Origin of the sequence: Agromyces excoecariae, assembly GCF_051715505.1 — a bacterium.
In the GTDB taxonomy this organism is placed as follows: domain Bacteria; phylum Actinomycetota; class Actinomycetes; order Actinomycetales; family Microbacteriaceae; genus Agromyces.
This window is the reverse complement of sequence record NZ_JBPSLA010000019.1, coordinates 67,148-79,439: the sequence shown is the minus strand read 5'-3', so window position 1 is coordinate 79,439 and position 12,292 is coordinate 67,148. Positions and strand designations below refer to the sequence as shown.

At 72.6% G+C, this 12,292-nt stretch carries 8 protein-coding genes; all 8 read left to right on the top strand.

What is annotated here, in order from left to right:
• Positions 1 to 65: 65 nt before the first annotated feature.
• The 8 genes from ACSJD1_RS17775 to ACSJD1_RS17740 all read left to right on the top strand — a co-directional run bounded on the left by ACSJD1_RS17775 (position 66) and on the right by ACSJD1_RS17740 (position 12,277).
• On the top strand, positions 66 to 1,457 hold the full coding sequence (locus ACSJD1_RS17775) for a cell division protein PerM (protein WP_438856411.1): 1,392 nt from the start codon (positions 66 to 68) through the stop codon (positions 1,455 to 1,457).
• 128 nt (positions 1,458 to 1,585) lie between these two features.
• Positions 1,586 to 3,187 (top strand): APC family permease, encoded by a 1,602-nt coding sequence (locus ACSJD1_RS17770; protein ID WP_438856412.1) that lies wholly within the window; start codon positions 1,586 to 1,588, stop codon positions 3,185 to 3,187.
• 147 nt (positions 3,188 to 3,334) lie between these two features.
• Positions 3,335 to 3,928: a phosphoribosylglycinamide formyltransferase gene (purN, locus tag ACSJD1_RS17765; protein WP_438856413.1), complete on the top strand. Its 594-nt coding sequence runs from the start codon at positions 3,335 to 3,337 to the stop codon at positions 3,926 to 3,928.
• Complete coding sequence (purH, locus tag ACSJD1_RS17760) at positions 3,925 to 5,535, top strand: bifunctional phosphoribosylaminoimidazolecarboxamide formyltransferase/IMP cyclohydrolase (protein WP_438856414.1); 1,611 nt, start codon at positions 3,925 to 3,927, stop codon at positions 5,533 to 5,535. Before purN ends, purH begins: the two co-directional genes overlap by 4 nt.
• Before the next feature lie 111 nt (positions 5,536 to 5,646).
• Positions 5,647 to 6,744 (top strand): Glu/Leu/Phe/Val dehydrogenase dimerization domain-containing protein, encoded by a 1,098-nt coding sequence (locus ACSJD1_RS17755; RefSeq protein ID WP_438856415.1) that lies wholly within the window; start codon positions 5,647 to 5,649, stop codon positions 6,742 to 6,744.
• A gap of 130 nt (positions 6,745 to 6,874) precedes the next feature.
• On the top strand, positions 6,875 to 8,131 hold the full coding sequence (ddaH, locus tag ACSJD1_RS17750) for a dimethylargininase (RefSeq protein WP_438856416.1): 1,257 nt from the start codon (positions 6,875 to 6,877) through the stop codon (positions 8,129 to 8,131).
• A 397-nt stretch (positions 8,132 to 8,528) separates the two neighbouring features.
• Positions 8,529 to 10,472, top strand: a complete 1,944-nt coding sequence (locus tag ACSJD1_RS17745) for an ABC transporter ATP-binding protein (protein ID WP_438856417.1) — start codon at positions 8,529 to 8,531, stop codon at positions 10,470 to 10,472.
• Positions 10,469 to 12,277, top strand: coding sequence for an ABC transporter ATP-binding protein (locus tag ACSJD1_RS17740; protein WP_438856418.1), 1,809 nt, complete (start codon positions 10,469 to 10,471; stop codon positions 12,275 to 12,277). The genes ACSJD1_RS17745 and ACSJD1_RS17740 overlap by 4 nt, the downstream gene beginning before the upstream one ends.
• The last annotated feature ends 15 nt before the right edge of the window (positions 12,278 to 12,292 follow it).

The following is a 12,292-nucleotide window of genomic DNA, read 5'->3' as shown; positions in this document are numbered from 1 at the left end:
CCGCTCGGTCCTCTCGGGCACGTCGCGCACCCCACTCGGCCGCGCCCGGGTTAGGCTCGCGTGCGATGAGACGCACGACGATCGCCCTGCTGGCCGCGCTCGAGGCCACGGTCGCCGTCCTCGTCGGCCTCGGCCTCGCGCTCGTGCCGCTGATGCTGCTGTGGGCCGTGCACTTCGGCCTCGCCGCGCCCGTCGACGTGTTCTTCCGCGCGGCGGCCGACGTCTGGCTCCTCGGTCACGGCGTCGACCTCGTCGTACAGCTCGATCCGGCCACCGCGGCGACCGTCGGGGTCGCCGGCGCCGACGCGCCGTTCACCATCGGCATCGCGCTGCTCGGGTTCGCGGGCCTCACGTTCCTCTTCGGCCTTCGCATCGGCCGCCGAGCGACCGCGACCGGCACGCCCATCGTGGGCGCGGTCTCGGCCGTCCTCGTGACGGCGCTCCTCGGAACCGCGCTCGCGGTGCTCGTCGCCCATCCGGTCGCGCAACCGGTGCTCTGGCAGGCGGCGGTGCTTCCCGGCATGGTCATGGGCGGCGGGGTGCTCGCGGGCGTGGCGGTGGCCTTCGGCCGCTCGGGTTGGGCGACGGATGCCGCGACGAGTGCCGTGCGCGATCGGCTCGACACGCTTCCGTTCATCGCCTGGGCCGGGATCCGCTCGGCGATCCGGGTCGGGGTGGGTTCGGCGGTCGGGGTGATCGGCGTCGCGGCGGCGATACTCGGCGCGCGCATCGTGATCGACCACCCGACGATCATCGGGCTGTACCAGGCGCTCGGCGCGGGCGTCGACGGCGGCATCGCGATCACGCTCGTCGAGCTCGCGCTGCTGCCGAACCTCGTCGTCTGGGCGGCGTCGTGGATGCTCGGACCCGGCTTCGCGGTCGGTGCGGGCACGGTCGTGTCGCCGAGCGTGACCCTCATCGGCCCGATCCCCGGCCTGCCGATCCTCGGTGCGCTGCCCGCGGACGGGGCTCCACTCGGCGTGCTCTGGCTCGCGCTGCCCGTGCTCCTCGGCTTCGGCGGTGCGGTGCTCGTCGGCCGGGGCAAGCGCGAACGCGACCGCGAGCCGTGGTGGGCGACGCTCGCGGTCGGAGCGGGTGCCGGGGTGGTCGCGGGTCTCGTCCTTGGCGTGCTCGCGTGGGGATCGGGTGGGGCCGCCGGACCGGGGCACCTCGTCGAGGTCGGCCCGGATGCGCTGCTCGTCGCCGGCGTCACCGCCGCGAGCGTCGGCGTCGGAGCGATCGCCGGAGCGTTCGCCGCCCGCGCCCGTTCGCTCGATGCGGTCGGAGGGCCCGCGGAATCGGGGGGTCGTCCGTGGTGGCGCGACGGCGCTGGCGACGGGCCTGGCGAGGCGACGGTCGACCCGTCGCAGGACGCGGGATCGGGCGATCGCGACGCACCGGACGACGTCGAGACGGTCGAGCTCGAGGGCCTGACGCGGGGGAGCCGCCGACGCTGAGCGCGATTTCAGCGGCATCCGACGCCATGTTATCCTCACGGACAACAAGCCCTCGGATCCCCTGACGCGCTGCGGCGCCCCGGAGGCTGCGCACCATCGCACCCGCACCACGCTCGATGAGGAGTCCCATGACCGAGACCGCTGCCCGACCGCGGCCCGCCTCCGCCCCCGCCCCGGATCCGACCACGGCAGCCGGCGCGCCGGCTCGCCACGACGGCAAGGGCCTCGCGACCGGAACCCTCGGCCTCTGGGGCTCCACGGTCATCGGCCTCGCGTCGACGGCGCCCGTCTACTCGCTCGCCGCGACGCTCGGTTGGGTCGTGCTCGCGGTGGGCGCGCAGGCGCCGATCGCGTTCATCATCGCGTTCGCCCCGATGCTCCTCATCGCCTTCGCCTACCGCGAGCTCAACCGCGAGATGCCCGACTGCGGCACCACGTTCACGTGGGGCACCAAGGCGTTCGGGCCGTGGATCGGCTGGATGGGCGGCTGGGGCGTCGCCGTCGCCGGCGTCGTCGTGCTCGCCAACCTCGCCCAGATCGGCGGCATCTACTTCTGGCTGCTCATCGACGAGTCGCTCGCCGAGGACCCGGTCGTGGTCACCGTCACCGGCGTCGTGTTCATCGCCGCCATGACCTGGATCAGCTGGCGCGGCCTCGAGATCGGCGAGCGCCTGCAGAACATCCTGCTCGCGATCCAGTACGTCGCGCTCGGCGCCTTCGTCGTGCTCGTCGCCGTGCAGTTCGCCACCGGCACGGCGCCCGCCACGGCGACGGCGCCCACACTCGAGTGGTTCAACCCGTTCGGCTTCGAGGACTTCTCGGGCTTCGTCGAGGCGATCCTGCTCGCCCTCTTCATCTACTGGGGCTGGGACACCTGCCTCGCGCTCAACGAGGAGACGAAGGACCCCAAGCGCACCCCGGGCCGCGCCGCGGTGCTCACGACCGTCATCCTGCTCGTCACCTACGTCGGCGTGACCGTGGCCGCCATGGCGTACGCGGGCCTCGGCAGCGAGGGCTTCGGGCTCGGCAACGAGGCCAACGCCGACGACGTGTTCTTCGCGCTGAAGGACGCGGTGTTCGGCCCGTGGTCGTGGCTGCTGGTCGTCGCCGTCATGATCTCGGCCGTGTCGTCGACGCAGACGACGATCCTTCCCACCGCGCGCGGCACCCTCGCGATGGCGGTCTACCGCGCCCTTCCCGAGCAGTTCGCGAACGTGCACCCGCGCTTCAGGACGCCGGCGTTCTCGACCCTGCTCATGGGCGCGGTCGCCATCCTCTTCTTCGTCGGGATGTCGCTCATCAGCGACAACCTCATGCAGGACACGATCCTCTCGCTCGGCCTCGCCATCGCCTTCTACTACGCGATCACCGGGTTCGCGTGCGTGTGGTACTTCCGCCGGACGCTCCGCGACAGCGCGCGCAACCTGTGGTTCCGCGGCATCCTGCCGTTCATCGGGGCGCTGCTGCTCTCGGCGGCGTTCGTGTTCTCGGTCGTCGACATGCTCGACCCCGACTACGGGTACACGGTGCTGTTCGGCGTCGGCGGCGTGTTCGTGGTCGGCGTCGGCTCGCTCGCGCTCGGCGTCGTGCTCATGCTCGCGTGGGCCGCGTTCCCGGCGTCGCGGCCGTTCTTCCGCGGCGAGGCGCTGAACGAGGAGACCGAGGTCCTCGTGCCCGACGACGACGACCTCGTCATCGTCCGCGTGGAGGCGGAGCTCGCCGACCGGTAGCCCCGGTCCGACACGGCGAGCGGATGCCACGGCCGGAGCCCGTGGCATCCGCTCGCGTCGTCTCCCGGCACGGGTGCGGGTCCGCTGCGCACGTGCGCGGACCGACCGGTGTCATCCGCTCACCTGCGCGGCGGGTACCCTCGTAGGGTGCTGAAGCTCGTCGTGCTGATCTCGGGCACGGGATCGAACCTCCGCGCGCTCCTCGAGGCGTCGGAGGACGCCGAGTTCCCCGCGAGGGTCGTCGCCATCGGCGCCGACCGCGACTGCGAGGGGTTGGCGCTCGGCGAGGAGTTCGGGATCCCGGCGTTCACCGTCCCCTTCACCGCCTACGACTCCCGTGACGCGTGGGGCGAGGCGCTCATCGAGCAGGTCCGAGCCTGGGGCGCCGACCTGGTGATCCTGTCGGGGCTCATGCGGCTCGTGCCGCCCGCCGTCGTCGACGCCTTCAGCCCGAACCTCGTCAACACGCACCCCGCGTACCTCCCCGAGTTCCCCGGCGCGCACGGCGTGCGCGATGCGCTCGCCGCGGGCGTCACGGAGACCGGCGCGAGCCTCATCGTCGTCGACAACTCGGTCGACGGCGGCCCGATCATCGCTCAGGAGCGCGTGCCCGTGCTGCCCGACGACACCGAGTCGACCCTCCACGATCGCATCAAGCCCGTCGAGCGCCGCCTGCTCATCCAGGCCGTCGTCGACATCGCCAATTCGCACCTCGACCTGAAGGAGCTCGCCGCATCATGAGCGGAGCACGCATCGACCCGAGCCTCTACCGCGAACGGGACGTCGTTCCCGTCAAGCGCGCGCTCATCGCCGTGAGCGACAAGTCCGGGCTCGTCGAGCTCGCGTCTGCGCTCGTGGAGGCCGGCGTCGAGATCGTGTCGACCGGCGGCACCTCGAAGGCGATCGCCGACGCGGGGCTCCCCGTGACCCAGGTGGCCGACGTCACGGGCTATCCCGAGCACCTCGACGGGCGCGTGCGGACGCTGCACCCGGCCGTGCACTCCGGCCTCCTCGCCGACCTGCGCCTCGAGCACCACGAGCGCGAGCTCGCGCAGCTCGCGATCGCGCCGTACGAGCTCGTCGTCGTGAACCTCTACCCGTTCGTCGAGACCGTCGCCTCGGGTGCCGAGGCCGACGAGATCGTCGAGCAGATCGACATCGGCGGCCCCGCGATGGTCCGCGCCTCGGCGAAGAACCACGCGAACGTCGCCGTCGTCGTCTCGCCCGACCGCTACGACGAGGTCGTCTCGGCCGTGCGCGACGGCGGCACCACGCTCGCCCAGCGTCGCGACCTCGCGCGCGAGGCGTTCCGCCACACCGCGACCTACGACATCGCCGTGGCCTCGTGGATCGGCAGCGTCGTCGCGCCCGACCAGGCCGCCGACGAGTCGCCCTTCCCCGCGTGGGTCGGTGCCGCCTGGACCAAGGACGCCGACCTCCGGTACGGCGAGAACTCGCACCAGAAGGCGGCGCGCTACTCCGCCATCGGCGGCCGGCCCGGCATCGCGCAGGCCCGGCAGCTGCACGGCAAGGAGATGTCGTACAACAACTACGTCGACGCGGATGCCGCGGTGCGGGCCGCGTACGACTTCGACGCGCCGGCCGTGGCGATCATCAAGCACGCCAACCCGTGCGGCATCGCGGTCGCGGCACCGGGTGCGGCCGACGCGATCGCCGACGCGCACCGCCGCGCACACGAATGCGACCCCGTGTCCGCCTTCGGCGGCGTGATCGCCGCGAACCGCACCGTGACCCGCGAGATGGCCGAGACCGTCTCGGGCATCTTCACCGAGGTGCTCGTCGCTCCGGGCTTCGAGGCCGAGGCGGTCGAGATCCTCACGCAGAAGAAGAACATCCGCCTGCTCGAGCTGCCCGACGGCTTCACGCCGCCCGCGACGGAGATCCGGCAGGTCTCCGGCGGCCTCCTCCTGCAGCAGGCCGACCGTTCGTTCGCGGACGCCGCCGAATGGACCCTCGCCGCGGGCGAGCCCGCCGACGAGGCGACGCTCGCCGACCTCGAGTTCGCGTGGCGCGCGTGCCGCGCGGTGAAGTCGAACGCGATCCTGCTCGCCTCGGCGGGCGCCTCGGTCGGGGTCGGCATGGGGCAGGTCAACCGCGTCGACTCGTGCAAGCTCGCCGTCGAGCGCGCAGGCGATCGCGCGGCCGGATCGGTCGCGGCATCCGACGCGTTCTTCCCCTTCGCCGACGGGCTGCAGATCCTGCTCGACGCGGGCGTGAGGGCCGTCGTCCAGCCCGGCGGATCGGTGCGCGACGAGGAGGTCGTCGAGGCCGCGCGGGCCGCGGGCGTGACCATGTACTTCACGGGCGAGCGGCACTTCTTCCACTGACGCCGGGGCGGCGCCGCGAGGCGTCTCGGCGGCGGTACCCTTGACGTGAGGGCGCCCACGAAGCGCCCGCACAGCCACGCCCACAAGGCGATGAGTACAAGGAGCCGATCGATGTCGATCACCCACGCCCCCGCGCCGTCCCCCTCCCACGGGGTCCACGCCGCACTGCCCGTCGAAGCCCCCGACCACGAACGCGTGCTCATCACGCGGGGTCCCCGTTCCGGGCTCACGATCATCGTCGCGGTGCATTCCACCGCCCTCGGGCAGGCCCTCGGCGGCGCACGTGTCTGGCACTACGAGCACTGGACGGATGCGCTCGCCGACGCCCTGCGCCTCTCGCAGGCCATGACGCTGAAGAACGCCGCGGCCGGCCTGGCGCGTGGTGGCGGCAAGTCCGTCGTCTGCATCCCCGCGGGCGAGACGCTCGACGAGGCGCGCCGCCACGACGCGATGCTCGACCTCGGCGACGCGGTCGAGTCGCTCGGCGGCGCCTACATGACCGCCGAAGACGTCGGCACGAGCGCGGAGCTCATGTCGGTCGTCCACGAGCGCACCGAGCACGTCTGCGGCCTGCCCGCCCACGAGGGCGGCGTCGGCGAGCCCGCCGATGCCACCGCGGCCGGCGTGCACGCGGGCATCCTCGCGACGCTCGACCACGTCTTCGGGTCGCGCGACGTCGCCGGCCGTCACTTCGTCATCGCCGGACTCGGCCAGGTGGGCGGACGACTCGCCCGGGCGCTCGCCGCAGGCGGCGCGCGCCTCACCGTCGCCGACGTGCACGAGGGCAAGCGCGCGCTCGCGGAGGAGCTCGGGGCCGAGTGGGTCTCCCCGGCCGACGCGCACCGCGTCGAGGCCGACATGTTCGTCCCGTGCGGGCTCGGCGGCGTGCTGACCCCCGAGGTCGTCCAGGAGCTGCGCGTGCGGGCCGTCGTCGGCGCCGCCAACAACCAGCTCGCCGACCGCGACGTCGCGCGCATGCTCCGCGGGCGCGGCATCGCCTGGGCGCCGGACTTCGTCGTGAACGCCGGAGGGGTCGTGTACCTCGACCTCGCGTCGGCGCCCGGCATCGGCCAGGACGAGCTCGACCGTCGCATCGCCGGCATCGGCGACGTCGTCGCCGCCGTGCACCGCGACGCCGACGCCGCCGGGATCACCACGCTCGAGGCCGCCGAGCGGCTCGCGGCGGCCCGTCTCGACGCGGCACGCTGACCTGATCGGAGGTGCGGGGCGTCGGCGTGCCGACGCCCCGCACCGTCGTCCCCGAGCCGGCCATCACCATGCGCAGCGCGGCGGATCGGTGCGCGCGCGACGACTCCCGCCCGCCGATAGGCTCGTCCGCATGACGCCCCCCGCGACCCAGCCCCCGGCCGTGCCCGCCCTCGATCCCGCGCAGGCGACCGTCGCCCGCCGCTCGGTCGCGGCCATGGCCTCAGCGGGGGCGGTCGCGCTCGTCGCGTTCGGTGCGGGCGTCATCGCCAACCTGCTCTCGCGCGAGCAGAACCCCGCCGTGCTCGCCCAGTCCGTCCCCTACTTCGCGCTCGCCGCGGTCGTGCTGTGGGGCCTGCTCTGCATCGGCAACGCGCTCGGGGCGCTGCGAGCCTGGTTCCTCGCACTGCCCGTCGGGCTCACCTCCGCCGTCCTCGCGACGCTCCTCGCCGCGAGCGCCAACGTGGTGACGAGCGGGGTGCAGGTCTCGGCCCAGGTGTTCTCCCTCGTGCTGTCGAGCCTCCTCGGGCTGAACCTGCTCTTCATCGTCGCGGCCGTGCTCGCCGAGGTGTTCGTCGCCCCGCGCGTGGCCGCATGGGTGCTCGCGCATCGACCGCGACGCGCGGCGCGCCGCGTGGCGCTCGTGCGCATCCCCGCCTCGAACCTCGACGAGGGTGAGCTCACCCACCTCGAGCGCCGTCCCGTCGACCAGGCGCTCGCCGACGAGCAGTGGGACGACTACTGCGCGGCGCTCGTCGCCGAGGGGTGGGAGACCGTCGAGGTCGATGCCGCGCCCGACCTGCCCGATTCGGTCTTCATCGAGGACACCGTGGTGTTCTTCGACGGCCTCGCCGTGCTCGGGAGCCCCGGCGCCGAGTCGCGCCGCCCCGAGGTCGAGGCCGTCGAGCGCGCCGTCCGCGCCCTGCCGGGCGTCTCGATCGCGCGCATCACCGCGCCGGGCACGCTCGACGGCGGCGACGTGCTGAAGGTCGGGTCGACGGTGTACGTCGGAGCCTCCGCGCGCACAAACGCCGAGGGCATCCGCCAGCTCCGCGGCATCCTCTCGCAGCTCGGCTACACCGTGGTCGCCGTGCCGATGACGAAGGCGCTGCACCTGAAGAGCGCCGTGACCGCGCTGCCCGACGGCACGATCATCGGAGACCCGGCGCTCGTCGAGCACACCGCGCTCTTCCCGCGCTTCCTCGCCGTGCCCGAGCCCGAGGGCGTCGCGGTCGTCGTGCTGTCCGACGAGACGCTGCTCATGTCGGCGTCTGCGCCGAAGACCGCCGAGCTCCTCTCAGGTCTGGGCTACCGCGTCGTCACGGTCGACATCAGCGAGTTCGAGAAGCTCGAGGGCTGCGTCACCTGCCTGTCGGTGCGGGTGCGCTGACCTGATCCTGTCCGCAGACGGAGGAATCACCCGACCGAATTCCGGTCTTGCGTCACCCTCGGCCTTGGGCATAATCTGAAGGGCTGTCCGCTCGGGGAACCATCCGGCGGGCGAAGGGCTCGTGACCACGACGCAGGAGGACGACATGAAGTACACCGGCATTCCCGCCCGCACCGTCGCGGCGTTCGGTGCATTCGTCCCGGCGCTCGCCACCACCGCCACGGTCGCCCGGGGCTAGCTCCAGGCACCGTCCAGCCGGCGGGACGCCGGCCGTTCTTCCCGCGAGGCCGACGCCTCGCCCCTCTCGCCCGCGCGCGATCGCGTGCGCGGCATCCGCGTCTCCCTACGACGAGTCCGCATCCACGCGACCCGTCGCGCTCTCCCGGAAGGAACCGGCGTGACCGCCACCGACCCCACACTCCACCCTCCCCACGCCGAGCGCACCGGAACGGTGCGCGCACTCTTGCGACTGCGCGAGTTCGTGGGCGCCGCCATGCCCGCGATCTACGCCAGCATGGCCGCCTACCTGGTCGCCCAGCTCATCGCCCTCGCGATCCCGCAGGTGCTCGAGGCGATCGTCGACGGCCCGCTCGCCGACGGCGACCGCGCCGCGATCGTGCCGCTCGCGCTGCTCGTGCTCGCCCTCGGGGCGGGCGAGGCCGCGATGTTCGCGCTGCGACGCTGGCTCGTGATCGGCCCGACCACCAGGGTCGAGGCGCGCATGCGCGACGCGCTGTACGCCAGGCTGCAGGACCTCCCGGTGAGCTTCCACGACCGCTGGCCCAGCGGCCAGCTGCTCTCGCGCGCGGTGAGCGACCTCGGCCTCATCCGACGCTGGCTCGCCTTCGGCCTCGTGCTCCTCGTCATGAACCTCGTCGTCATCGTCGTCGGGGCCGTGGTGCTGATCTCGATGAGCTGGATGCTGGGGCTCGTGTTCCTCGCCTGCTCGATCCCGTTGTGGATCGTCGGCTACCGGTTCGAGGGGCGCTACTCCGAGGTGTCGCGCCGCAGCCAGGACCAGTCGGGCGACCTCGCCACGGCCGTCGAGGAGTCGGTGCACGGCATCCGCGTGCTCAAGGCGTTCGGCCGGGGCAAGCACGCCCTGAGCTCGTTCCGCGCGCAGGCCGAGCAGCTCCGGTCGACCGAGATCGAGAAGGCGCGACTCGACGCGAACATCTGGGTGTGGATCCTCATCGTGCCGGCCGTGGCGCTCGCGATCTGCCTGGTGCTCGGCGTGCAGCTCGCCGCGCAGGGCGAGCTCTCCGTCGGCCAGCTCGTGGCGTTCTTCGCGACCGCCGCGGTGCTCGCGTGGCCCATCGAGTCGATCGGCTTCCTGCTCGCGTTCTCGCTCGATGCGCGGACCGCGACGGACCGGTACTTCGACATCATGGACAGCGAGAACGCGGTCCGCGACCCGGAGCGCCCGTCCGCGCTCGCGTCGCCCCGCGGCGAACTCGCGTTCACCGACGTCCACTTCCGCTACCAGGACTCGCCCGACCGCTTCGGCGACCTGCTCGACGGCGTCGACCTCGTGCTCCGGCCCGGCGAGACCATGGCGCTCGTCGGCCTCACCGGGTGCGGCAAGACGACGATGACGGCGCTCACGACGCGCCTGTACGACGTGACCGGCGGCTCGGTGACGCTCGACGGCGTCGACGTGCGCGCGTTCCGGCGCGAGGAACTGCGTCGCCACATCGCGATGGCGTTCGAGGATGCCACGCTCTTCTCCGCGTCCGTGCGCGAGAACGTGCTGCTCGGACGGCCGGAGCTGACGGGCGACGCGGCGGCGGACCCGGCGGTCTCGGCCGAGGCGGAGCGCGTGCTCGACGAGGCGCTCCGCATCGCACAGGCCGGGTTCGCGTACGACCTGCCGGACGGCGTCGACACCAAGGTCGGCGAGGAGGGCATGAGCCTCTCCGGTGGACAGCGCCAGCGTCTCGCGCTCGCCCGTGCTGTGGCGGCCAAGCCCGCGGTGCTCGTGCTCGACGACCCGCTCTCGGCGCTCGACGTCGCGACCGAGGCACGCGTCGAGGCCGAGCTGCGCAGCGTGCTCGCCTCGACGACCGCGCTGATCGTGGCGCATCGCCCGTCGACGGTCATGCTCGCCGACCGGGTCGCCCTCCTCGAGGACGGGCGCATCACCGCGGTCGGCACCCACTCCGAGCTCCTGCGCGAGTCGGAGCACTACCGCTTCGTCATCTCGAGCCTCGAGGACGAGGAGCGCCGCGCGCAGGCGGAGGCATCCGACCTGATCGACGGCGAGGGGCTGGACACGCGGCCGGCCGCGTCGGGTGCCGCCCGACCACCGCAGGAGTCCGAACCGAAGGAGGCGATCCGATGAGCACCGTGACCGGGGTGCGCGGCGAGGAGCGCGACGAGTACACGAGGGCCGAGTCCCGCTGGATCCGGCGGCGGAGCCTGCGCCTGCTCGGTTCCCTGCTGCATCCGCTTCGCGCGCAGCTCTGGGTGACGATGGCCGTCATCGTCGTCTCGACGGCCGCCCAGGTGGCCGGCCCGGCGATCATCGCGTACGGGATCGACCAGGGCCTGCCCGCGCTCATGCGACAGGACTGGCTGCCGGTGGGGCTCGCGGGCCTCGCCTACCTCGTGACGGGTGCCGCCGGTGCGTTCCTCATCGCGTGGTACATCCGCATGGCCGCGCGCATCAGCCAGGCCGTGCTCATCGACCTGCGGACGCGCGTGTTCCTGCACACGCAGAAGCTGTCGCTCGAGTTCCACGAGTCGTACACGTCGGGCCGGATCATCTCGCGCCAGACGAGCGACCTCGACGCGATCCGCGAGCTCATGGACGAGGGCATCAACCAGCTCGTGCGGGGCCTGCTGTACATGCTCTTCACGGCGATCGCGCTGGTCTGGCTGGACTGGCTCTCGGGGCTCGTGCTGCTCGCGACCCTGCTGCCGCTGGTCGCGCTGACGCGCTGGTTCCAGGTGCGCTCGCAGAAGCTGTTCCGGCGTTCGCGCGTCGCGAGCGCGAAGCTCATCGTCCAGTTCGTCGAGACCATGACGGGCATCCGCGCGGTGCAGGCGTTCCGCTCGGAGCGGCGCAACGAGCGGGTCTTCGGCGACCTCGTCGAGGACTACCGCGACGTCAACGCCAAGGCGCTCGGGCTGTTCGCCGTGTACAACCCCGCGCTGAACTTCATGGGCTACGTCGCGGTGGCCGGCGTGCTGCTCATCGGCGGGTTCCGCGTGGCCGACGGGGTGCTCGAGGTCGGCGTGCTGCTCGCGGCGGTGCTGTACACCAAGCGCTTCTTCGATCCGATGGAGGAGCTCGCGATGTTCTACAACTCCTACCAGTCGGCCGCGTCGGCGCTCGAGAAGATCTCGGGCGTCCTCGAGGAGCAGCCGAGCGTGCCCGACCCGTCCGAGCCGGTGGACCTCTGGTCGGCCGAGGGCCACGTGCGGTTCGAGTCGGTCGAGTTCGCGTACACGCCCGACCGCGTCGTGCTGCCGAGGTTCGACCTCGACGTGCCGGCCGGGCAGACGGTCGCGCTCGTCGGCTCGACCGGCGCCGGGAAGTCGACGCTCGCGAAGCTCATCTCGCGCTTCTACGACCCGACCGACGGCGTCCTCGAGCTCGACGGCGTCGACCTGCGTCGCATGCACCCGAAGGACCTGCGCCGCGCGATCGTCATGGTCACCCAGGAGGCGTACCTGTTCTCCGGGTCGGTCGCCGACAACATCGCGCTCGGCAAGCCCGAGGCGAGCTTCGACGAGATCGTCGAGGCCGCGAGGGCGGTCGGCGCGCACGAGTTCATCGAGGGCCTGCCGAACGGCTACGACACCGACGTGAACAAGCGAGGCGGCCGCGTCTCGGCGGGACAGCGCCAGCTGATCTCGTTCGCGCGCGCGTTCCTCGCCGACCCCGCGGTGCTGATCCTCGACGAGGCGACGAGCTCGCTCGACATCCCGAGCGAGCGACTCGTGCAGGAGGGCCTGCAGACGCTGCTCGCCGACCGCACGGCGGTCATCATCGCGCACCGCCTGTCGACGGTCGCGATCGCCGACCGCGTGCTCGTCATGGAGCACGGCCGCATCGTCGAGGACGGCTCGCCCGCCGACCTCATCGGCGGCACGGGCCGGTTCGCGGCGCTGCACGCCGCATGGCGCGACTCGCTCGTGTAGCGGTGCGGCGGGGGG

Coding starts and splice junctions, on each gene's coding strand:
- ACSJD1_RS17775 (WP_438856411.1), top strand. CDS start 66: ATGAGACGCACGACGATCGCCCTGCTGGCCGCGCTCGAGGCCACGGTC.
- ACSJD1_RS17770 (WP_438856412.1), top strand. CDS start 1,586: ATGACCGAGACCGCTGCCCGACCGCGGCCCGCCTCCGCCCCCGCCCCG.
- purH (WP_438856414.1), top strand. CDS start 3,925: ATGAGCGGAGCACGCATCGACCCGAGCCTCTACCGCGAACGGGACGTC.
- ACSJD1_RS17755 (WP_438856415.1), top strand. CDS start 5,647: ATGTCGATCACCCACGCCCCCGCGCCGTCCCCCTCCCACGGGGTCCAC.
- ddaH (WP_438856416.1), top strand. CDS start 6,875: ATGACGCCCCCCGCGACCCAGCCCCCGGCCGTGCCCGCCCTCGATCCC.
- ACSJD1_RS17740 (WP_438856418.1), top strand. CDS start 10,469: ATGAGCACCGTGACCGGGGTGCGCGGCGAGGAGCGCGACGAGTACACG.